This is a genomic window from Kosakonia sp. CFBP8986 (genome assembly GCF_034044935.1).
Classification (GTDB): domain Bacteria; phylum Pseudomonadota; class Gammaproteobacteria; order Enterobacterales; family Enterobacteriaceae; genus Kosakonia; species Kosakonia cowanii.
This window is the reverse complement of record NZ_JAXCXB010000008.1, coordinates 1-21,765: the sequence shown is the minus strand read 5'-3', so window position 1 is coordinate 21,765 and position 21,765 is coordinate 1. Positions and strand designations below refer to the sequence as shown.

The window sequence follows — 21,765 nt, the reverse complement described above, 5'->3', positions numbered from 1 at the left end:
CGGCTATCCTGGTTACTTAACGCAGAGAAGAATTTGAGGAAAGGAGTGTTCATGAAACAGACCGTTTATACCGCCAGCCCCGAAAGTCAGCAGATCCACGTCTGGCGTTTGAATTCCGAAGGCAGCCTGACGCTGGTGCAGGTTGTCGATGTGCCAGGCCAGGTGCAGCCGATGGTTGTCAGCCCGGATAAACGTTACCTCTACGTTGGCGTTCGCCCTGAATTTCGCGTTCTCGCGTACCGTATCTCCCCTGAGGATGGCGCCCTGAGCTACGCCGCAGAAGCGCCGCTCTCCGGTAGCCCGACCCATATCTCCACCGATCACAGCGGTCGTTTCCTGTTTAGCGCCTCCTATAATGCGGGCAGCGTCAGCGTGGTGCGCCTGAATGATGGCATTCCGGGCGAGACCGTCCATCTTGAAGAGGGGCTGGAAGGGTGCCACTCGGCCAATATTTCCCCGGACAACCGCACGCTGTTCGTCCCTGCTCTGAAGCAGGATCGCATCTGTCTCTTTACCCTCGGTGAAACGGGCGCGCTGACCGCGCAGGAGCCGTCGGAAGTGACCACCGTTGAGGGCGCCGGCCCGCGCCATATGGCCTTCCACCCGAATAAACGTTTCGCCTATTGCGTTAACGAACTCAACAGCAGCGTCGATGTCTGGCAGCTTAGCGATCCGCATGGCAAAACCGAATGCGTGCAGACCGTGGATATGATGCCGCCGGAGTTCAGTGATACCCGCTGGGCGGCGGATATCCATATCACGCCGGATGGCCGTCATCTCTATGCCTGCGATCGTACCTCCAGCACCCTGACCATCTTCAGCGTGTCGGAAGATGGCAGCGTCATCGCCGTTGAAGGTTTCCAGCCGACCGAAACCCAGCCGCGCGGCTTCAATATCGATAACAGTGGCAAATACCTGATTGCCGCCGGGCAGAAATCCCATCATATCGCGCTGTATGAGATTAGCGGCGCGCAGGGTCTGCTGGCGGAAAAAGCGCGTTACGCCGTGGGCCAGGGCCCGATGTGGGTAGTGATTAACGCCATGTAATAACCGGGATCCCATTTCCGGGCATAAAAAAACCTCGCCGCGGCGAGGTTTTTAGTTTTCAGATGCTAATTACTTCTTCGGCTCGGCAACCACTTTGCTGCCGAGGCCGCGGTTGTTGAACTCCCAGAAGCGGTTGAACTTGGCATCGTTCAAATCGCGCTGGATGTTGCCTTTATCATCCGCAGTGCCGGTGTTGCCCGCATAGGCGCGGCCTGATACGGCGGCATCGCCCCACGGTTTCGCCACGTTAAAGCCTTCGTTAATCACGCTATCGCGGATCACCGCCTGGCCGTTGGTGCTGCTGTCGACATCCAGCGAGCGGCCCAACTGCGCGACACCGTTTCCGGCGGCGGTAAAGCGGCTGTTGACGGCGAGGAAACCGTAATAGAGGTTCGACAGGGTCGATGGTGCGAAGACATAGCCTGCCTGCTGAGTACGCGAGTTGACCACGCGGAAGTCGGTGTTATCAAACACCACCGCGCCACGCCCGGAAACGATATCCACATCGCCTTCGAGGTAGCTGTTGGTCACCAGCGTGCGGGTCTGGCGATCGCTGCGCAGGGTGTTATCTACGCCGCTGTTGGTCACAAAGAAGGTGTTCTGGCGACCGAGGATATTAACGTTGTTGATCTGCACTTTATCGCCATCGCTGCGCAGTGCCACCGCCTGGTGGTTGCCGGCATCGACGCTGTCGCCGAGCGTGTTCTGAATGGTCAGGTTCTGCAGTTGCAGCCCGTTGTTCTGCGACCAGACAACGGCGGAGCACATCACGCCCACGGTCGCCGCGCGGCTGCGCTGGCAGGCATCAAACATATACCATGCTGGTTTACCCGGCATATATTTGCCCGATGGGTTGACCAGGCGACGCCAGCTGGTCGGATCCATTTCAGAATCGATCGCCTGACCGATCTTCACATCCGCCGCTTTCTCACCGGTACCGTAAATGGTCACGCTGCCCGAAGCCGCAGGCACATAGACGGTGCCTTCATATTCACCCGGCATCACCGCAATGTACTGGCGGTCGCTGGCGTGTTTATTGATAGCAGCGTCAACCGCAGCCTGAATGGTGGTGTGAGTCACACCCGCCGTACCGGCCGGCCCAACCACGAAATCTGCTTTTTCCGGCACACGGATAGCATAAGGTTTCCACGCGGCGCTGTTGGCGGCCAGCGGGGTGAAGTAGCGATCGGCGGTGAAGTTTTTCGCTTCATCAACGCTCAGAATAGGGCGCGAGGAGGTGCCCGGCGCAGTTTGTTCAGACGGACGCTCAGAGGGCGGCGTCGAGCTACAGGCGGTCAGTGTCACGCCAAAAGCGAGCGCCAGCGCCAGACGGGATACCGATGATGTGTTCAAGGGGTGCTCCAGACTATGCAAGTTAAAGGGGATAGCGTAATGCCTGCTTTTTTATACTAAGTTGAGCGAAACGGGAAGCCGATTTGTTAAATCGGCTGTAAATCCCTGGCTTTTAGCTGAAAAGGGCGGTGAGAGTGGCGCTGCCGAGGGTGTGAAAATGGACATTAAAGCCGACCATTGCCCCGCTAGCGTTCTCGTCGACATCCAGTTTCTCTACGTCCAGCGCGTGAACGGTGAAGATATAGCGGTGGGTTTCGCCCTTCGGCGGTGCCGCGCCACCATATCCGGCGCTGCCAAAGTCGGTGCGCGTCTGCACGCTCCCTTCCGGCAATGCGGCACTGCCGGATCCTGCACCCTGCGGCAGCACACGGGTATCCGCCGGCAGGTTCGCCACAATCCAGTGCCACCAGCCGGAGCCGGTGGGCGCGTCAGGATCAAAGCAGGTGACGACAAAGCTTTTGGTGCCCGCAGGCACCTCATCCCATGTCAGATGGGGCGAAATATTATCGCCCTCATAGCCCATGCCGTTAAACACGTGACGCAGCGGCAGCTTCTCACCATCACGAAAATTATGGCTGAGTAACTTCATGTGGCCTCCTTGCTTAGCGGTGCAGCAGTTTCAGCAACTCTTCGGCGGTTGCCGCAGAGGAGGCCGGGTTCTGACCGGTGACCAGATGGCCGTCGGTGACCACATAGACGCCCCAGTCATCGGTGCGCTCGAACTGCCCGCCTGCCTGTTTCAGTGAATCTTCCACTAAGAACGGCACCACTTTCGTCAGGCCAACCGCCTCTTCTTCGCTGTTGGTAAAACCGGTGACGCGTTTACCCTGCACCAGCGGCGTGCCGTCCGGTTTTTTCGCATGGCGCAGCACGCCCGGTGCGTGGCAGACCGCCGCGACCGGTTTCCCCTCGGCCCAATATTTTTCAATCAGATCGATAGAGGCGGGGTGCTCAGCCAGATCCCACAGCGGGCCGTGGCCGCCCGGGAAAAAGACCGCGTCATAATCGCTGATGTTGATGCTGCTCAGGGGCAGGGTATTTGCCAGCGCCTGCTGCGCTTTTTCATCTTTACGGAAACGCTCGGTGTCCTGCGTCTGCGCATCCGGCGCATCGCTGGTTGGGTCGAGCGGTGGCTGTCCGCCCGCCGGAGAGGCGAGCACCACCTCTACGCCTGCATCCTGAAAGATATACCAGGGTGCGGCAAACTCTTCGAGCCAGAAACCGGTTTTCTTGCCGGTGTCGCCCAGGGTGTCATGTGAGGTCAGAACCATCAGAATTGCCATATATCCTCCATTTTTCAGGTCAGTAACCCAAAAGTGTAGTGCATCTTTTACGCCTCGGCGGCGAAGAGGTCCGCACGCAGCACGGCGGCATTCACTGCCTGGGTCAGGCGCGACAGCTGCTCCGGGGTGATGATATAGGGCGGCATCAGATAGATCAGGCGGCCAAACGGGCGGATCCAGACGCCCTGCTCAACAAAGAAGCGCTGCAACGCCGCCATATTCACCGGCGAGCGCGTTTCCACCACGCCAATCGCCCCGAGTACGCGCACATCCGCGACGCTTGCGGCCTGCGCGGCGGGAGCCAGCTCCGCCTTCAGCTGCGCTTCGATGGCGGCGACCTGCGCCTGCCACTCGCCGCGCTGCAAAATCTCCAGGCTGGCGCTTGCCGCCGCGCAGGCCAGCGGGTTGCCCATAAAGGTTGGGCCATGCATAAAGCAGCCCGCCTCGCCGTTGCTGATGGTCTCTGCCACCGCGCGGGTGGTCAGCGTGGCGGAGAGGGTCATAGTCCCGCCGGTCAGCGCTTTGCCAAGGCAGAGAATATCCGGCGTGATATCCGCATGCTCACAGGCGAAGAGTTTACCGGTGCGGCCAAAGCCGGTGGCGATCTCATCGGCGATCAGCAGGATCCCTTCGCGATCGCACATCTTACGGATGCGCTTCAGCCACTCAGGATGATAAATGCGCATGCCGCCCGCGCCCTGCACAATCGGCTCCAGAATAACGGCGGCGATCTCATGGCGATGGGCCGCCAGCGTGCGGGCAAATGCCACCATATCGTGCTCATCCCACTCCCCATCGAAACGGCTCTGCGGCGCAGGTGCGAAGAGGTTTTCCGGCAGGTAACCCTTCCACAAACTGTGCATCGAGTTATCGGGATCGCACACCGACATCGCACCAAACGTGTCGCCATGGTAGCCGTTACGGAAGGTGAGGAAGCGCTGCCGCGACTCGCCCTTCGCCTGCCAGTATTGCAGCGCCATCTTCATCGCCACTTCCACCGCCACCGAACCGGAGTCGGCGAGAAACACACACTCCAGCGCCTCGGGCGTCATCGCCACCAGTTTGCGGCACAGCGCCACGGCGGGCGCATGGGTAATGCCGCCGAACATCACGTGAGAGACGGCATCGATCTGCGTTTTCATCGCCGCGTTCAGCGCCGGATGGCCGTAACCGTGGATCGCCGCCCACCAGGATGACATGCCGTCCACCAGCCGTTCGCCGCTGGCGAGATGCAACTCGCAGCCCTGCGCGGAGGCGACCGGGTAGACGGGGAGGGGGGCGGTCATAGAGGTGTAGGGATGCCAGATATGGCTGCGATCAAAAGCTAAATCGTCCTGGGTCATAATCGACTTGTAAACCAAATTAAAAAGTTTTAGGTTTACGAGTCTACACCGAATAACGATTTAATCACACTTTTGGAGAGGCCAGATGGCTCACCACACACGCTGGACACTGTCGCAAGTTACTGCTTTATTTGAAAAACCACTGCTGGATCTGCTTTTCGAAGCGCAGCAAATCCATCGCCAGCATTTTGACCCGCGCCAGGTGCAGGTCAGCACGCTGCTGTCGATCAAAACCGGCGCCTGCCCGGAAGATTGCAAATATTGCCCGCAAAGCGCGCGCTACAAAACGGGCCTCGAGTCGGAGCGGCTGATGGAGGTGGAGCAGGTGCTGGAGTCGGCGCGCAAAGCGAAGCTCGCCGGTTCAACGCGCTTCTGCATGGGCGCGGCGTGGAAAAACCCGAACGATCGCGATATGCCCTACCTGGAGCAGATGGTGGAAGGGGTGAAAGCGATGGGGCTGGAAGCCTGCATGACCCTTGGCACCCTCAATGAGAGCCAGGCGCAGCGTCTGGCCCACGCCGGGCTTGATTACTACAACCACAACCTCGACACCTCGCCGGAGTTCTACGGCAACATCATCACCACCCGCACCTATCAGGAGCGTCTCGACACGCTGGATAAAGTGCGCGATGCCGGGATCAAAGTCTGCTCCGGCGGTATTGTCGGGCTGGGCGAAACCGTCACCGATCGCGCCGGGCTGCTGATGCAGCTCGCCAATCTGCCAACGCCGCCAGAAAGCGTGCCGATCAACATGCTGGTGAAGGTGAAAGGCACGCCGCTGGCGGATAACGACGATGTCGACGCCTTTGATTTTATTCGCACTATCGCCGTGGCGCGCATCATGATGCCCACCTCCTACGTTCGCCTTTCGGCCGGGCGCGAGCAGATGAACGAGCAGACCCAGGCGATGTGCTTTATGGCGGGGGCCAACTCCATCTTCTACGGCTGCAAACTGCTGACTACGCCAAACCCGGAAGAGGATAAAGACCTGCTCCTGTTCCAGAAACTGGGGCTAAACCCGCAGCAGACCCAGGTGCTGAATGGCGATAACGAACAGCAGCAGGAGATTGAGCAGCAGCTGCTTCACGCCGACACGGAGCACTATTACAACGCGGCGACCCTATGAGCTGGCAGCAGCGAATCGAAGCCGCGCTCAGCGAACGCCGCGCGGCAGATGCCCTGCGCCGCCGTATCACCGTTGAGCAGGGTGCCGGACGCTGGTTAACCCTTGAGGGCGAGCGTTTTTGCAACTTCGCCAGTAATGACTACCTCGGTTTAAGTCAGCATCCGCAGGTGATTGCCGCCTGGCAGCAGGGCGCAGCGCAGTATGGCGTCGGCAGCGGCGGTTCGGGCCATGTTGTTGGCCATACGGCTGCGCATCATCAACTTGAGCGCGATCTGGCGCAGTGGCTCGGTTACGACCGCGCGCTGCTCTTTATCTCCGGTTTTGCCGCCAATCAGGCCACCATTGCGGCCCTCACCGGCAAAGAGGATCGCATCGTCGCCGACAAGCTGAGCCACGCCTCGCTGCTGGAAGCGGCTGCCCTCAGCCCGGCGCAATTGCGCCGTTTTGCCCATAATGATGTCGCCCAGTTGGCGAGCCTGTTGAGCAAACCGCTCAACGGGCAGCAGCTGGTGGTCACCGAAGGCATTTTTAGCATGGATGGCGACAGCGCGCCGCTGGCGGAGATTGCCGATGCCGCGCGTGAGGCGCAGGCATGGCTGATGGTGGATGATGCCCACGGCATCGGTGTGCTCGGCGAGCAGGGGCGCGGCAGTTGCCATTCGCAGGGGGTGAAGCCCGACATTCTGGTGGTCACCTTCGGCAAAGGTTTCGGCGTCAGCGGCGCGGCAGTACTGTGCAGCGAAGCGGTTGCCGATTACCTCGTGCAGTTCGCCCGCCATCTTATCTACAGCACCGCGATGCCCCCCGCGCAGGCGGTGGCGCTCAGCGCCGCGCTCGATATTATCCGCTCTGCTGAAGGCGACGCGCGCCGCGCGCAGCTGGCAGCGTTGATTGGCCGTTTTCGTGACGGCGTGCGCGGGCTGGATCTGGCGGTGACGGAGTCGCACAGTGCCATTCAGCCGCTGATTGTTGGCGACAACAGCCGTGCGCTGCGTCTCGCCCACACTCTGCGCCAGCAGGGGCTATTTGCGACCGCCATCCGCCCGCCAACGGTGCCGCCGGGCACGGCGCGTTTGCGCCTCACCTTAACCGCCGCGCATCAGCCGGAGGATATCGACAGGTTGCTGGAGGCGCTGCATGGCGGTGAATAAACAGGCGGTGGCCGCCGCCTTTGGTCGCGCTGCCCAGAGCTACGCGCGACATGATGAGTTACAGCGGCTCAGCGCCGACTGTTTGCTGGCGCAGCTGGGCGGCATTAATCCTGCGCGGGTGATTGACGCCGGCTGCGGGCCAGGCGCGATGAGCCGCTACTGGCGCGCGCAAGGCTGCGATGTCACGGCGCTCGATCTCTCGCCCGCTATGCTGGCAGAAGCCCGCCAGCAGCAGAGCGCCGCGCGTTATGTCACTGGCGATATCGAAGCACTGCCGCTGGCTGACGCGACCTTTTCACTGGCGTGGAGCAACCTCGCGGTGCAGTGGTGCGACGATCTGCGCCAGGCGGTTGGCGAACTGCGCCGCGTCACCGAACCGGGCGGGCATATTGCTTTTACCACGCTGGCAGATGGCTCGTTACCGGAGCTGAACCAGGCCTGGCGTGCGCTGGACAGCCTTCCCCACGCCAACCGCTTTTTGCCCGCAACGGAGATTGAGCAGGCGCTGAACGGCTGGCCGCTGCGCTGCGGCATTGACACCGTCACCCTGTGGTTTGCCGATGCTGCCAGCGCCCTGCGATCCCTTAAAGGGATTGGTGCGACCCATCTGCATGCTGGTCGCCAGCAGGGGCTGACGCGCGGCAAATTGCAGCGCTTACAGGAAGCCTGGCCGCAACAGCAGGGGAAATTCCCGCTGACCTATCAACTTTTTTGGGGAGTGATAACCCGTGACTGAACGCTATTTTGTGACCGGTACTGATACCGAAGTGGGTAAAACCGTGGCGAGCTGCGCACTGTTGCAGGCGGCGAATCTGCGCGGGCTGCGCAGTGCGGGCTATAAACCGGTCGCCTCCGGCAGTGAGATGACGCCCGATGGGCTGCGCAACAGCGATGCGCTGGCGTTGCAGCGCCACAGCAGTTTGCTGCTCACCTATCAGGCGGTTAATCCGTACACCTTTGCCGAGCCGACCTCGCCGCACATTGTCAGCGCTGACCTGAATCAGCCGATAGAGGCAGAAGTGATGTCGGCCGGTTTACGCCAGCTGGAGCAGCAGGCTGACTGGCTGCTGGTGGAAGGGGCAGGGGGCTGGTTTACGCCGCTCTCGCCGACGCTGACCTTTGCCGACTGGGCCACCGCAGAGCGCCTGCCGGTGATTCTGGTGGTTGGCGTCAAGCTTGGCTGCATCAACCATGCGATGTTAACCGCCCAGGCGGTACAGCAGGCAGGGCTAAGGCTGGCAGGCTGGATCGCTAATGACGTGGTCAAGCCGGGTAAACGCCACCAGGAGTATATGGCGACGCTGCAACGCGTGCTGCCCGCGCCGCTGATCGGCGAGATCCCGTGGCTGGCGGATGCGCCGGAAGCCGCCGCAACCGGCCACTATCTCGATCTCAGCGTACTGACTCCGGCGACATCCAGTGCGCCAGCAGCGGATCATCTAACTGCCTGATATCGCCCCCGGCCACGCGCCGCCCGCGGTGCAGCAGGCAGAAACGATCCGCTACGCGGCGGATCAGCGACAGCTGCTGCTCCGCCAGTAAGATCGACATACCAAACTCCTGATTGAGCCGCACGATCAAATTCCCCAGCTTATGGATAAACGCCTGGCCGAGGCCGCGCGTCGGTTCATCGAGGATCAATAACCGTGGGCGCGTTACCAGCGCCCGCGCCATCGACAGCTGCTGCTGGTTATCCTCCGACAACGTCGCACCGCGCTGCTGGCGTAGCCCATACAACTCCGGGAAGAGATCAAAGATCTCGCGGCTTAAGTTCTGCCCTGCGTCACCGGCGGCACGCATCGCCACATGCAGGTTCTCCTCCACCGTCAGTTGCGAAAAGATGCGTCTGTCCTGCGGCACATAGCCGATACCGACCGCGCTGCGGTGCTCGGCCTGCAGTGTCAGCAGATCGCGCGGCGGCGCGCCCGCATCCTGCCAGATCATGCTGCCGCTCTCCACCGGCAGGTAGCCGGTTATGCAGTTCACCAGCGTGGTTTTTCCCATACCCGGCAACCCGACCAGCGAGGTGCAGAGGCCGGGGGCTAACTCCAGATCGATATCCCATAACGTATGTTGGTCGCCGTAATAGTGGTTCACCGCATGTAAGCTCAACATGATCCGCTCCTTGTTCCCATCAGGTATGACTGCTTTTCACTACGGTCAACTGCAAAAGGCTTGCCAGAACGTGAAAAGGGCATTTTTTTCGGAGACGGCTGAGAAAGCGTGCGAAAAAAACGTGATGGCGCGCAAACCCAGGTAAAAATTCTGCACTTTGCCAGTGCTTACCGCAGCGGGTGGTGGTGCAACGGATAGTGGAATTGTGAGAAGGATCCCATACGGATCTTGCGCATCGTTATCTGATAATTGCCGAAAAGAGTCGATAAAAAAATTTTCCCTCCCCCTTTTCGACGCTGAGGGGGAGTTTGGCGAGGGGCGGGGTGCACGGGCTGGCGGCAGTTATCCACTATTCCTGTGGATAACCTTGTGTATTAGAGTTAGAAAACGTGCGGCAAGCGAGAGGCGGCGCGGCTTGCGCATGAATTGGTGCGAAACCCGTCTTTTTAATATTTTCTTTTTTAATCAAACGTTTAAATAAAAGCAATGGGTGTAAGAAAAGTGTCACCGACTGCCATAAAAGCGTCAAACATCACCTTGACAAATGTTAAAAGGGCAAAAATTCTGGGGATAACCTTTAACGCGCGGTTTAATCGCTTACCGATTGCCCAATCGTAGCCACAATGCGATGTTTTGCACTGGGGTAGATGAGATCGGTTTGCACGCTACTGTTTTTTCATCCAGTATCTTCGGTTGGCAAAAATGCGCATGGTGAGTAAACTGTCTTACCTGCCCCACTCCTCATCAGGTGCCATTCATGAGTAAACCGTTCAAACTGAATTCCGCTTTTCGCCCCTCTGGCGATCAGCCTGAAGCAATCCGTCGCCTCAAGGAAGGGCTGGAAGACGGGCTCGCGCACCAGACGTTGCTCGGGGTAACCGGTTCAGGGAAGACGTTCACCGTGGCCAATGTGATTGCCGATCTGCAGCGCCCAACCATGGTGCTGGCACCCAACAAGACGCTGGCCGCGCAGCTCTATGGCGAGATGAAAGAGTTCTTCCCGGATAACGCGGTAGAGTATTTCGTCTCCTACTACGACTACTATCAGCCGGAAGCCTATGTACCCAGCTCGGACACCTTTATCGAGAAGGATGCGTCGGTTAACGAACATATCGAGCAGATGCGTCTCTCGGCCACCAAAGCGCTGCTGGAGCGGCGAGATGTGGTCGTGGTGGCATCGGTCTCCGCCATCTACGGTCTGGGCGATCCTGACCTCTACCTGAAGATGATGCTGCACCTCACCAATGGCATGATCATCGATCAGCGCGCGATCCTGCGCCGTCTGGCGGAGCTGCAGTACACCCGTAACGACCAGGCGTTCCAGCGCGGCACCTTCCGCGTGCGCGGCGAAGTGATTGATATCTTCCCGGCGGAGTCGGACGATCTGGCGCTGCGCGTTGAGCTGTTCGACGAAGAGGTTGAGCGCCTGTCGCTCTTCGATCCGCTGACCGGCCATATCGAATCGGTGATCCAGCGTTTTACCATCTACCCGAAAACGCACTACGTCACGCCGCGCGAGCGCATCGTGCAGGCGATGGAAGAGATCAAAGTTGAGCTGGCGGAGCGGCGGAAGTTTCTGCTGGAGAACAATAAGCTGCTGGAAGAGCAGCGTATTACCCAGCGCACCCAGTTCGATCTGGAGATGATGAACGAGCTGGGCTACTGCTCCGGCATCGAGAACTACTCGCGCTACCTCTCCGGGCGCGGGCCGGGCGAAGCGCCGCCGACGCTGTTTGACTACCTACCCGCCGATGGGCTGCTGGTGGTTGATGAATCCCACGTGACCATTCCGCAAATCGGCGGCATGTATCGTGGCGACCGGGCGCGTAAAGAGACGCTGGTGGAGTATGGTTTCCGTCTGCCGTCGGCGCTCGATAACCGCCCGATGAAGTTCGAAGAGTTCGAAGCACTGGCACCGCAGACGATCTACGTCTCCGCGACGCCGGGTAACTATGAGCTGGAGAAATCGGGCGAAGAGGTGATCGATCAGGTAGTGCGCCCAACCGGCCTGCTGGATCCGATTATCGAAGTGCGCCCGGTGGCCACCCAGGTCGACGATCTGCTGTCCGAGATCCGCAAGCGCGTCGAGATCAACGAGCGCGTGCTGGTAACTACCCTGACCAAACGTATGGCAGAAGATTTGACTGAATATCTGGTCGAGCACGGCGCGAAGGTGCGCTATCTGCACTCGGATATCGACACCGTCGAGCGTATGGAGATTATACGCGACCTGCGTCTTGGTGAGTTCGATGTGCTGGTCGGCATCAACTTGCTGCGTGAGGGTCTGGATATGCCGGAAGTGTCGCTGGTCGCCATTCTCGATGCCGATAAAGAGGGCTTCCTGCGCTCCGAACGATCCCTTATCCAGACCATTGGTCGTGCGGCGCGTAACATTAACGGCAAAGCGATTCTCTATGGCGATAAGATCACGCCGTCGATGGCGAAAGCGATTGGTGAAACGGAGCGCCGCCGCGAGAAACAGCAGAGCTACAACGAAGAGCACGGCATTACGCCGCAGGGGCTCAACAAGAAAGTGGTGGATATTCTGGCGCTGGGCCAGGGGCTGGCGAAAACCAAAGCCAAAGGGCGCGGCAAGTCCCGCTCGCCGGTTGAAGCAGATGCATCCGATCTCGGCCTGACGCCAAAAGCGCTGCAACAGAAAATTCATGAACTGGAAGGGCAGATGATGCAGCATGCGCAGAATCTGGAGTTTGAAGAGGCGGCGAAGGTGCGCGATCAGCTTCATCAACTGCGCGAACTGTTTATTGTTGCCTCTTAATGTTGACTTAACATAGCCCTGTCACACTCTCCTCAGTTTTGGTGGAGGAGAGTGTGATGCAACAAATTACCGTTCGTGAATGTTTTGCCGTCGCCTGCGCGCTGGCGGTGGTGCTCGGTTTTACCCATTTTTGGCTGCTGAGCTACTGATCGTCCCCCGGTCGGGCGCGCTGAATTTGACCCACGCCCGCACCCCACTTTGTGTCAGCCGATTGTGCAGGAAAAACTGCGCGTCATGCAGTTGCGCGATACGCGTAACGATACTTAAGCCAAGACCGGCACCGCCGTAACGGCTGTCCATTCTGACAAATGCTTTGCTCAGCTCGCCGCTGCGGCTCTCATCAATCCCTTGCCCCTCATCCTCTACCGCCAGCACCGGCGTTTCCGCCTGCTCCAGCCGTACAGTAATCGTGCTGCCGACGGGGCTGTAGCGATGGGCATTCTCCACCAGGTTACGCACCAGCAGCCGTAGCAGCGTCGCATCGCCCGCTACCGCCATTCCTTCGCCCTCAACCGGCATCACCAGGCGCTGATCGCGTGCCGCCAGCATGGTGCGCAGCTCCTCTTCCATCGGCAGCACCACATCGCTTAATAACGTCACTTGCTGATAGGTACCGGCGGAGAAAGATTGCCCCACGCGCGCCAACAGCAGCAGCTGGGCGATATTTTCCGTCATCTGATCGAGGCGCTGCACCAGCGGTTCGACCTGCATACCGCTGCTTTTTGCCATCAGTTCAAGGTGCAGACGCAGCCCGGCGAGCGGTGTGCGCAGCTCATGGGCGACATCGGCGGTAAAGAGCCGTTCACGATCGAGAGTTAACGTCAGGCGCGAGACCAGCTCGTTAATCGCCGAGGTGACCGCCTCCACTTCGCTGACGCTCTGATCGAGGGTAATAGGCTGCAAATTGTTTGGCGTGCGCTTATTCAGCTCCTGCTGAAGTTCGGAGAGCGGGCGGGTGATCGCTTTCACCGCCTGCATGCAGAGCAGCAGCGCGAGGCCGATAATCAGCAGGCTGGGCACCAGCAGGCTCGCCACCGCTTCACGCACTTCATGCTCAATATGTTTACGGTTGTTGTGGTTGTGGATCGCCGTCTGCACCAGCAATTGAATCTGCTCTTCGCTCTCATGCCAGAGCCAGAAGACGCTGACCAGCTGGCAGAAGAGCAGAATGCCGCCAATGGTCAGCAGCAGCCGGCGGCGCAGGCTCCAGTGACGAAAGTCGAACATTGCCATCACTCGGGCCGCTCTTGCGGTGCCACCAGCATATAGCCGAAGCCGCGCACGGTGCGGATGCGCGACTTGCCAATCTTGTCGCGCAGATTGTGAATATGCACTTCCAGCGTGTTGGTCGACGGCTCGTTATCCCAGTTGTAGATATCGTTGTAGAGGATTTCGCGGTGCACCGGGCTTTCGGCTTTCAGCATCAGGCGCGATAAGAGCGCGTACTCTTTTGGCGTCAGCTCCAGCAGTTGTCCCTCCAGCCACGCCTGGCGGCGGGTGACATTCAGCGTCAGGTTGCCGTGGATAATCTCGTTATCGCCCTGATTGTGGTGACGGCGTAGCAGCGCGCGGATACGGGCGTTAAGCTCGTCGAGGGCAAAGGGTTTTACCAGGTAATCATCCGCGCCGGTATCAAGCCCCGCCACGCGATCGTCGAGGGTATCGCGGGCGGTGAGGATCAGCACCGGCAGGGTATATTTCTCTTTGCGCAGCCGGTTGAGCAGATGCAGGCCATCTTCATCAGGCAGGCCGAGATCGAGCACAATCAGGCTGTAGTGGCCACCCGCCAGGCAGAGCGCCGCTTCATGGGCGGTCGAGACGCCATCGCAGGCGTAGCCTTCACTCTGCATCGCGAGGATTAACCCCTGTTGCAGCAGCGTATCATCTTCAATCACCAGAATTTTCATTTCACCTGCTCCCGGCACGGCGTAAGGATATCGTCTTCAGGATGGTAGACCGTGGTGCTGACGCCCAGTATACCCAACATGGTCGGGAAGAGGTTGTCCTGCGAGTAGGCCTTCTCCCGCGCATTTTTCGCGACACACTGACTGTTAATGCCGTAACGCGTCTGGTAATCCGGCGACAGCCAGATCAGCAGCGGCACATGTTTCTGCGTGGCGGGCGCGATGGAGTAGGGCAGCCCGTGCAGGTAAACGCCATTTTCACCCAGTGATTCGCCATGATCGGAGAGGTAAACCAGGCTGGTGGTAAACCTATCCTGTTTTGATTGCAGTAATTTAATCGCTTTATCAACAATATAGTCGACATAGACGATGGTGTTGTCATAGGTGTTCACCAGCTGCTCGCGGGAGCAGGTCTGGATCTCATTGGTATCGCAGGTAGGGGTGAATTTGCGCATCTGCGCCGGATAGCGGTTGTAGTAGGTTGGCCCGTGGCTGCCAATGGTGTGCAACACAATCAGCCCGTCACCCGGCAGTTGATCGATATAGCGGGCCAGATCGCGAAACAGGATCTCATCCTGGCACTCGCCCTTGATGCAGTAATCCGCCAGGTTCAGCTGCGTCATATCCTGGTGCGGCACGCGATCACACGCCCCTTTACAGCCGCCGTCATTCTCATTCCACAGCACCTGAATCCCGGCGCGCTGCACTACATCAAGCAGCCCCTCCTGGTGATGGGCCAGCTGATCGTCATAGTGGGCGCGGCCCATGCCGGAGAACATGCAGGGCACGGAGACCGCTGTCGCGGTGCCGCACGAGGCGGTGTTGGGGAAGTAGATAACATTATCCTGCTTCAGCAGCGGGTTGGTCTCGCGATCGTATCCCCCAAGCGAGAAGTCATCCCCGCGCGAGGTTTCGCCCAGCACCAGAATGGTGAGGTTTTTACGCGGGCCGCGCTTCATCTGCGGCAGTTGGTGAGCATCTTCACCGATGCGCACCAGCGGCAGGTTATCCATGCGGTTATGGACATACCAGGAGAGCGATGCGGCAATGGCGTTCGACGGGCCGAGGGTTTTCACCAGCTCTTTGTTGTTGCGAAACAGCGAGGCGTAATCTTTATAAAACGGCACCGCCACGGCAACGATAATCAACGCGGAGATCGCCACGCTAAGCAGGCGCAGCGTAATGCTACGCAGCAGGGGGCGGGTGGGTTTGATCTTGATCCACCAGGCGATAATCACCGGCAGCAGGGCGGTCAGCACCAGCGTCATCACCATTTTGCCCGACATCAGGGCGAAGCTCTCCGCCGCGGTGGTATCAAGAATATTGGTGATCATCGAGCGGTCAATAATCACGCCGAAGGTGGAGATAAAGTACTGTGCGGCGGCGCAGAGCAGAATAAACAGGCTCAGCAGCAGCCGGTCGAGGCACAGAAACGACGCCAGCATCAGCACAATGTTGATTACGCTAAAGGCCACCAGCGGCATGGTGAGGAACACCAGCGCATTATGCAGCGAGTCGACCGGAAGCAGATGAAACGCCTGGCGGTAAAAGACAATATTGAGCACCAGCGCGATATAGAGCGCCGCAAGGGTAAGCAGAGAGAGGCGGCTTAAAGAGGGCCGATAGAGCGAAAGCGTGCGCATAGCCAAATTCCATAATGTGAATAGCGCTATGCTGACAGGGGTTTTTTAAGACAACCTTAAGAAATTAAGCAAAGAGTTTGGCGGGGCTGATTCTGCCCCGCCTGCGCGTCAGCCAAGCTGCTGCACCGCTTTCTCCAGCGCGTTGCGCAGCAGAACACGGTCGTGGCGATAGGGGATATCGCTCGCCTCCAGCTCTTCCTGAATAATCAGCCGGTCTGTGACCGTGCTGGCGTCCACTTTTGGCCCCACCACGGCGGCGTCAATAATGCGCTTGCCGATGTACTGCTCCATGATCGAGAGCTTATCCGCCAGCGTCAGGCGGGCGGCGGCGGGGCTGAGCTCTTTGCCGAGGTTGCCGATATAGACCACCGGCGCAGGGGTGCGGCGCAGCGCCTGGGCTAACTCATCAAGCAGCAGCAGCGGCAACAGGCTGGTGTAAAAACTGCCGGGGCCAATCAGGATCAGATCCGCTTCGGCAATCGCCTGCACCGCTTCGCGGGTAGCGTGGACTTTCGGCGACAGCATCAGCTCCTGCACCGGTGCGTGCAGTTGGTCGATATTGACCTCGCCGTACACCACGTTGCCTTCGCTGTCCGTGGCCATCAGATCGACCGGCTGCTCGGACATCGGGATTAAAAAGGCGTCCACCTTCAACAAATTGCGAATGATGTTAATTGCTTCCAGCGGGCGCACGCTGAGGTGATCGAGCGCCTTTAACATCAGGTTTCCGAGGTTATGACCGGAAAGTTCGCCATTGCCGCTAAAACGGTACTCAAACATCGCCGAGGCGACGCTTGGTTCGGTAATCAACTGATTGAGGCAGTTGCGCATATCGCCCCAGGCTATGCCGCCTTCGGAGCGGCGAATACGTCCTGTTGATCCGCCGTTGTCGGTAGTAGTGACAATGCCGGTGAGGCGCGATCCCAGTGAGGCGAGCGAAGACATCACCCGCCCAAGACCATGCCCGCCGCCGAGCGCGACAACGCGATCCAGGTCGGCGAGGGTGCGATTACGCATAATTGTTCCTTATGATTTTTTATCGCGCTACGTTAGCGTAAATACCACTAAAAGACGATGCCGCGCACCGCGTAAAATGACACATATCAAAGCAAAAAAGCGATTTTCACGTACTCTGTAGCCATTGTGCACGATTATGTCGCTATATAGTGGTTTATATAGCGATATTCACAATGGCGAAAGCCGGGCGATCGCGCTACTATCGCCAGAGCATGTTAGCGTGCCTAACATAACCCTCCTCAATGGATTTTGAGTGGCGTTGAAGTGTGTCAACACCGATGCAGCCCGAAAGACGATGAGGATACACTCAAGCCTCTGCACCTGTGTCTTAAGGATCGTTAACTAAAGATATGGTGCTTTGGCCGTAGCAGAGCAATAGCTCTCGCTGCCAGGGTGCAGGAAGAAATGACTGCATCTCCCGAATCTGGAAAGGTGTACATGGCCTCACAACTGACTGACGCGTTCGCGCGCAAGTTCTATTACTTGCGTTTGTCGATTACCGACGTGTGCAATTTTCGTTGCACCTACTGCCTGCCGGATGGCTACAAGCCCGGCGGCGTCAATAACAACGGCTTTCTCAGCCTCGATGAAATTCGCCGCGTGACCCGCGCCTTTAGCGCAATGGGCACGGAAAAAGTGCGCCTGACGGGCGGCGAACCCTCCCTGCGCCGCGATTTCACCGACATCATCGCCGCGGTGCGGGAAAATGCCGCCATTCGCCAGATTGCCGTCACCACCAACGGTTACCGCATGGCTCGCGACGTTGCCCAATGGCGCGACGCCGGTCTGACGGCGATCAACGTCAGCGTCGACAGCCTCGACGCTCGCCAGTTTCACGCCATTACCGGGCAGGATAAGTTTCGCCAGGTGATGGCGGGCATCGATGCCGCCTTTAGCGCCGGATTTTCGAAGGTGAAGGTCAATACCGTGCTAATGCGCGACGTGAACCATCACCAGCTTGATACCTTCCTCGACTGGATCCAGACGCGGCCAATCCAGCTACGCTTTATTGAACTGATGGAGACGGGCGAGGGGAGCGATCTGTTCCGCAAACATCACCTCTCCGGCATGGTGCTGCGCGACGAGCTGCTTAAACGCGGCTGGATCCACCAGCTGCGCCAGCGCAGCGACGGCCCGGCGCAGGTCTTCTGCCACCCGGATTACGAAGGCGAAATCGGGCTTATCATGCCCTACGAAAAAGATTTCTGCGCCAGCTGCAACCGCCTGCGTGTCTCCTCCACCGGCAAACTGCACCTCTGCCTGTTTGGCGATGGCGGCGTCGATCTGCGCGATCTGCTGCAGGCGGACGAGGAGCAGGGCAGGCTTGAAGATCGTATCGCCACGGCGCTCAGCCAGAAAAAGCAGACCCACTTCCTGCATCAGGGCAATACGGGCATTACGCAAAACCTTTCATATATCGGCGGGTAACGCCGCAAGGAGAGAGAGATGAGCCAGGTCAGCGCTGAGTTTATCCCGGTCAGGCTTGCTATTTTGACGGTCTCCAGCCGTCGTGGCGAAGAGGATGACACTTCCGGTCACTATCTGCGCGACGCCGCGCACGATGCCGGTCATCAGGTGGTTGATAAAGCGATCGTTAAAGAGAACCGCTACGCCATTCGCGCCCAGGTATCGGCGTGGATCGCAAGCGATGAGGTACAGGCGGTGCTAATCAACGGCGGGACGGGCTTCACCGAAGGTGATCAGACGCCAGAAGCGCTGCTGCCGCTGTTTGACCGCGAAATTGAGGGCTTCGGCGAGCTGTTTCGCATGTTGTCCTTTGAAGAGATCGGCACCTCGACGCTGCAATCCCGCGCGCTGGCGGGCGTCGCCAACCAGACGCTGATTTTCGCCATGCCCGGCTCGACCAAAGCGTGCCGCACCGCGTGGGAAAATGTCATTGAACCGCAGCTCGATGCGCGTACGCGCCCGTGTAATTTTTACTCCCATTTGAAGAAGTAAGTTATGTCGCAACTGACCCACATTAACGCCGATGGCGAAGCGCATATGGTGGATGTCTCCGCCAAAGCGGAAACCGTGCGCGAAGCGCGCGCCGAAGCCTTTGTTACCATGCTGCCAGAGACGCTGGCGATGATTGTCGACGGCAGCCACCACAAAGGCGATGTCTTCGCCACCGCGCGCATCGCCGGTATTCAGGCGGCAAAACGCACCTGGGAGCTGATCCCGCTCTGCCATCCGCTGCTGCTGAGCAAAGTAGAAGTGCTGCTCCAGGCGCAGCCGGAGCATAACCGCGTGCGCATCGAATCCGTCTGCCGCCTGAGCGGCAAAACCGGCGTTGAGATGGAGGCGTTAACTGCTGCCTCGGTCGCTGCGCTGACGATTTACGATATGTGCAAAGCGGTGCAGAAAGATATGGTGATTGGCCCGCTGCGCCTGCTGGCGAAAAGCGGCGGCAAATCGGGTGATTTCAGGGTAGAGAGCGATGCTTAAAGTACTGTTTTTCGCGCAGGTGCGTGAGCTGGTGGGCTGCGACACCCTCAACGTTGAGACGCTTTTTCCCTCCGTTGAAGCGCTGCGCCAGCATCTTGCCGCGCAGGGCGACCGCTGGGCGCTGGCGCTGGAAGAGGGCAAGCTGCTGGCAGCGGTGAACCAGACGCTGGTCAGTTTTGATCATCCGCTGGCAAGCGGCGATGAAGTGGCCTTTTTCCCGCCGGTGACCGGAGGCTAAGATGAGCGAAACGCGAATTTGTGTCGACCGCGCGGCGTTCAACGTCGGCGAAGAGTACAGCTGGCTGGCCGCGCGCGATGAAGATGGCGCGGTGGTGACCTTTACCGGCAAAGTGCGCAACCACAATCTGGGCGACAGCGTCAGCGCCTTAACCCTTGAGCACTATCCGGGGATGACGGAAAAATCGCTGGCCGCGATCGTCGACGAGGCGCGCAGCCGCTGGCCGCTCGGGCGGGTAAGCGTTTATCACCGCATCGGCGAACTCTGGCCGGGAGACGAGATTGTCTTTGTCGGCGTGGGGAGCGCGCACCGCAGCAGCGCTTTTGAGGCCGGGCAGTTTATTATGGACTACCTGAAAACCCGCGCGCCGTTCTGGAAGCGCGAAGCGACGCCGGAAGGCGAGCGCTGGGTGGAAGCGCGCGACAGCGATCAGCAGGCAGCGAAACGCTGGTAGCACGCAGGGTGCTGATTGATGTGTTAACCTTACTGCATTGTTAACCCATCAATCAGGAGTGATTATGGACCGTTTCCCCCGTTCCGATTCTATCGTGCAGGGCAGCCGTAGCGGGCTGCAAACTTATATGGCGCAGGTCTATGGCTGGATGACCTGCGGTCTGCTGTTAACCGCTTTTGTCGCATGGTATGCCGCGCGCAGCGAAGCGATCATGAGCTTCGTCTTCTCCAGCCAGATTACCTTCTTCGGGCTGATTATCGCCCAGCTGGCGCTGGTGTTTGTCATCTCCGGCATGATCCATAAACTGAGCCCCGCGCTGGCGACCGGCCTGTTTATGCTCTATTCGGCGCTCACCGGCCTGACGCTCTCCAGCATTCTGCTGGTCTATACCTCGCAGTCGATTGCCGCCACCTTTGTGGTCACCGCCGGGATGTTTGGCGTGATGAGCCTCTACGGCTACACCACCAAACGCGATCTCAGCGGCTTCGGTAATATGCTGTTTATGGGGCTGATTGGGATTGTGCTCGCCTCGCTGGTCAACTTCTGGCTGAAGAGCGAAGCGCTGATGTGGGTCATCACCTATATCGGTGTGATTGTCTTCGTCGGCCTCACTGCTTATGACACGCAGAAGCTGAAAGGGATCGGTGAGCAGATTGATGTCAGCAACAGCGCCGAGCTGCGCAGATATTCGATTCTGGGCGCGTTAACGCTCTACCTCGACTTTATCAACCTGTTCCTGATGCTGCTGCGTATCTTCGGCAACCGCCGTTAAGCGACGCTATACCTCATCCCGGCTGCGGCCGGGATTTTTTTGCCTTTTTCACGGAGGAGCGGTGAGAGTATTTGGCTGGATAGCCCCGGTGCAGGTTACGCCCGTTGAGTTACTGGTAAAGGCCTGTTTGTGGCTGGCGGCGGGGATGGCGCTCAGCGCGGCGCTCAGCTGGCTGGTGCTCGATCTGCTGGCGTTGCCGCAGTTTACTGAACACAGCGCGATCATCGTGCTGCTGGTGATCCTCTGGTTTATCATCCTCTTTGTCCTCACTATGCTGTTTGAGCGCATGCAGACGTTGCACGCCATCGGCGCGCTGGCGCTACTGAGTGTAATTGGCGGTCTGCTGGCTGCGAGCCTCTTTCCGCTGCAGTTCTGTCTGGTGCTCTATGGCGTGACCGGCGGGATGTTTGCCCTCGGCGCGCTGGTTGCACATCTTTATGGTGAGCGGCTGCGCAACGGGCGTTTTTACTGGCTTTTGGCCGCATCAGGCGGCGCGCTTGCCGTGGTGATTAATCTGGCGCTGGCAGGCGGCGTGGCGCAGTGGTGCGCCAGCCTGTTTCTGGTGGTGCTGTTTAGCCTTGCGAGTGCGCGCAAAAGCCCGCAGATGCTCGACAGCGCACGCGGGCTTTACCGCCAGCAGTTTGTCACGGTGCAGCACTGCGCGACCCGCGGTGCGCTCAGCATCTGGCTAGGCGCGGCGACCGCCTTTCTCGACATACTTCAAACGCTGATGTTTCTGGTTTCATCAGGATCGTCCAGCGCGTCGCGCTAAAGCATGGCTGCTGAAACCGCGTAGGCCGGATAAGCGCCAGCGCCATCCGGCATTCTCTCCGTGGCACAATTGCCGGATGGCGGCTTTGCCTTATCCGGCCTACAAAAACGTGCTTTCAGCGACACTGGTGCGGTTTTTATCTGCAATACGGCAGCAATGGGTTTTCATGTGGGATTGGTGGAATGGTTCCGTTCACCAGAGATTGGGGAGTTTCATTAATCTCTTATGCGGTGAACGGGACAAGGGGGGGACCGTGTATGAACCGGGCACATGGGTAACACTTTAAACCGGGCACATGGGTAACAGGTTATAACGGTACG

23 protein-coding genes and 1 riboswitch are annotated in these 21,765 nt (G+C 59.0%); of the genes, 14 read left to right on the top strand and 9 right to left on the bottom strand.

Annotated features, from left to right (window positions below):
• The first annotated feature begins 51 nt into the window (after nt 1-51).
• A complete protein-coding gene (pgl, locus tag SOM48_RS17640) occupies nt 52-1,047 on the top strand; it encodes a 6-phosphogluconolactonase (RefSeq protein WP_076769575.1) in 996 nt (331 codons plus the stop codon).
• A 69-nt stretch (nt 1,048-1,116) separates the two neighbouring features.
• On the opposite strand, the gene SOM48_RS17635 is transcribed toward pgl, so the two are convergent.
• The 4 genes from SOM48_RS17635 to bioA form a co-directional block, all read right to left on the bottom strand.
• Nucleotides 1,117-2,400, bottom strand: coding sequence for a putative acyl-CoA thioester hydrolase (locus SOM48_RS17635; RefSeq protein ID WP_320512661.1), 1,284 nt, complete (start codon nt 2,398-2,400; stop codon nt 1,117-1,119).
• 112 nt (nt 2,401-2,512) lie between these two features.
• Complete coding sequence (locus SOM48_RS17630) at nt 2,513-2,989, bottom strand: kinase inhibitor (protein ID WP_139569058.1); 477 nt, start codon at nt 2,987-2,989, stop codon at nt 2,513-2,515.
• A 13-nt stretch (nt 2,990-3,002) separates the two neighbouring features.
• A complete protein-coding gene (locus tag SOM48_RS17625; protein WP_023479510.1) occupies nt 3,003-3,683 on the bottom strand; it encodes a type 1 glutamine amidotransferase domain-containing protein in 681 nt (226 codons plus the stop codon).
• A 47-nt stretch (nt 3,684-3,730) separates the two neighbouring features.
• Nucleotides 3,731-5,026 (bottom strand): adenosylmethionine--8-amino-7-oxononanoate transaminase, encoded by a 1,296-nt coding sequence (gene bioA, locus SOM48_RS17620; RefSeq protein ID WP_320512660.1) that lies wholly within the window; start codon nt 5,024-5,026, stop codon nt 3,731-3,733.
• A gap of 85 nt (nt 5,027-5,111) precedes the next feature.
• On the opposite strand from bioA, the gene bioB reads away from it, so the two are divergent.
• Genes bioB through bioD form a run of 4 tightly spaced genes read left to right on the top strand, consistent with a single transcriptional unit; the run spans nt 5,112 to nt 8,754 of the window.
• Entirely contained in the window at nt 5,112-6,152 is a 1,041-nt protein-coding gene (bioB, locus tag SOM48_RS17615; RefSeq protein WP_076769577.1) for a biotin synthase BioB, read from the top strand.
• Nucleotides 6,149-7,303 carry an 8-amino-7-oxononanoate synthase gene (gene bioF, locus SOM48_RS17610; RefSeq protein WP_320512659.1) on the top strand — a complete coding sequence of 385 codons (1,155 nt, stop codon included), beginning with the start codon at nt 6,149-6,151 and terminating at the stop codon, nt 7,301-7,303. The genes bioB and bioF overlap by 4 nt, the downstream gene beginning before the upstream one ends.
• Complete coding sequence (gene bioC, locus SOM48_RS17605; RefSeq protein WP_139965389.1) at nt 7,290-8,039, top strand: malonyl-ACP O-methyltransferase BioC; 750 nt, start codon at nt 7,290-7,292, stop codon at nt 8,037-8,039. Before bioF ends, bioC begins: the two co-directional genes overlap by 14 nt.
• Nucleotides 8,032-8,754: a dethiobiotin synthase gene (gene bioD, locus SOM48_RS17600; RefSeq protein ID WP_312481469.1), complete on the top strand. Its 723-nt coding sequence runs from the start codon at nt 8,032-8,034 to the stop codon at nt 8,752-8,754. Before bioC ends, bioD begins: the two co-directional genes overlap by 8 nt.
• Here the strand turns inward: bioD and SOM48_RS17595 are convergent.
• A complete protein-coding gene (locus SOM48_RS17595) occupies nt 8,696-9,418 on the bottom strand; it encodes an ABC transporter ATP-binding protein (RefSeq protein ID WP_023479498.1) in 723 nt (240 codons plus the stop codon). The two genes, bioD and SOM48_RS17595, sit on opposite strands and share 59 nt — an antisense overlap.
• 757 nt (nt 9,419-10,175) lie before the next feature.
• Between SOM48_RS17595 and uvrB the strand changes: the two genes are divergently transcribed.
• Nucleotides 10,176-12,197 (top strand): excinuclease ABC subunit UvrB, encoded by a 2,022-nt coding sequence (gene uvrB, locus SOM48_RS17590; protein ID WP_076769580.1) that lies wholly within the window; start codon nt 10,176-10,178, stop codon nt 12,195-12,197.
• Nucleotides 12,198-12,317: 120 nt separating this feature from the next.
• Here the strand turns inward: uvrB and pmrB are convergent, their stop codons facing one another.
• The 4 genes from pmrB to yvcK all read right to left on the bottom strand — a co-directional run bounded on the left by pmrB (nt 12,318) and on the right by yvcK (nt 16,761).
• Nucleotides 12,318-13,430, bottom strand: coding sequence for a two-component system sensor histidine kinase PmrB (pmrB, locus tag SOM48_RS17585; protein WP_076769581.1), 1,113 nt, complete (start codon nt 13,428-13,430; stop codon nt 12,318-12,320).
• Nucleotides 13,430-14,104, bottom strand: a complete 675-nt coding sequence (gene pmrA, locus SOM48_RS17580; RefSeq protein WP_076769582.1) for a two-component system response regulator PmrA — start codon at nt 14,102-14,104, stop codon at nt 13,430-13,432. The genes pmrB and pmrA overlap by 1 nt, the downstream gene beginning before the upstream one ends.
• Nucleotides 14,101-15,744 carry a phosphoethanolamine transferase EptA gene (gene eptA / locus SOM48_RS17575; protein WP_320512658.1) on the bottom strand — a complete coding sequence of 548 codons (1,644 nt, stop codon included), beginning with the start codon at nt 15,742-15,744 and terminating at the stop codon, nt 14,101-14,103. The genes pmrA and eptA overlap by 4 nt, the downstream gene beginning before the upstream one ends.
• Nucleotides 15,745-15,852: 108 nt before the next feature.
• Nucleotides 15,853-16,761, bottom strand: a complete 909-nt coding sequence (gene yvcK, locus SOM48_RS17570; RefSeq protein ID WP_320512657.1) for a uridine diphosphate-N-acetylglucosamine-binding protein YvcK — start codon at nt 16,759-16,761, stop codon at nt 15,853-15,855.
• A gap of 292 nt (nt 16,762-17,053) precedes the next feature.
• A riboswitch (molybdenum cofactor riboswitch) is annotated at nt 17,054-17,212 on the top strand.
• Between yvcK and moaA the strand changes: the two genes are divergently transcribed.
• The 8 genes from moaA to SOM48_RS17530 all read left to right on the top strand — a co-directional run bounded on the left by moaA (nt 17,200) and on the right by SOM48_RS17530 (nt 21,664).
• The gene (moaA, locus tag SOM48_RS17565) at nt 17,200-18,189 is read left to right on the top strand and encodes a GTP 3',8-cyclase MoaA (protein ID WP_023479507.1); all 990 of its coding nucleotides are present in this window, start codon (nt 17,200-17,202) and stop codon (nt 18,187-18,189) included. (Overlaps the previous riboswitch by 13 nt.)
• 18 nt (nt 18,190-18,207) lie before the next feature.
• Nucleotides 18,208-18,720, top strand: coding sequence for a molybdenum cofactor biosynthesis protein B (gene moaB, locus SOM48_RS17560; RefSeq protein ID WP_023479509.1), 513 nt, complete (start codon nt 18,208-18,210; stop codon nt 18,718-18,720).
• A gap of 3 nt (nt 18,721-18,723) precedes the next feature.
• Nucleotides 18,724-19,209, top strand: a complete 486-nt coding sequence (moaC, locus tag SOM48_RS17555; RefSeq protein ID WP_023479526.1) for a cyclic pyranopterin monophosphate synthase MoaC — start codon at nt 18,724-18,726, stop codon at nt 19,207-19,209.
• Nucleotides 19,202-19,447 carry a molybdopterin synthase sulfur carrier subunit gene (moaD, locus tag SOM48_RS17550; RefSeq protein ID WP_054803703.1) on the top strand — a complete coding sequence of 82 codons (246 nt, stop codon included), beginning with the start codon at nt 19,202-19,204 and terminating at the stop codon, nt 19,445-19,447. The genes moaC and moaD overlap by 8 nt, the downstream gene beginning before the upstream one ends.
• A 1-nt stretch (nt 19,448) precedes the next feature.
• A complete protein-coding gene (gene moaE, locus SOM48_RS17545) occupies nt 19,449-19,901 on the top strand; it encodes a molybdopterin synthase catalytic subunit MoaE (RefSeq protein WP_054803702.1) in 453 nt (150 codons plus the stop codon).
• A 64-nt stretch (nt 19,902-19,965) separates the two neighbouring features.
• Nucleotides 19,966-20,673 (top strand): Bax inhibitor-1/YccA family protein, encoded by a 708-nt coding sequence (locus SOM48_RS17540; RefSeq protein ID WP_023479511.1) that lies wholly within the window; start codon nt 19,966-19,968, stop codon nt 20,671-20,673.
• Nucleotides 20,674-20,734: 61 nt separating this feature from the next.
• The gene (locus SOM48_RS17535) at nt 20,735-21,445 is read left to right on the top strand and encodes a Bax inhibitor-1 family protein (RefSeq protein WP_289746907.1); all 711 of its coding nucleotides are present in this window, start codon (nt 20,735-20,737) and stop codon (nt 21,443-21,445) included.
• Nucleotides 21,446-21,505: 60 nt separating this feature from the next.
• A complete protein-coding gene (locus SOM48_RS17530; protein ID WP_320512655.1) occupies nt 21,506-21,664 on the top strand; it encodes a hypothetical protein in 159 nt (52 codons plus the stop codon).
• The last annotated feature ends 101 nt before the right edge of the window (nt 21,665-21,765 follow it).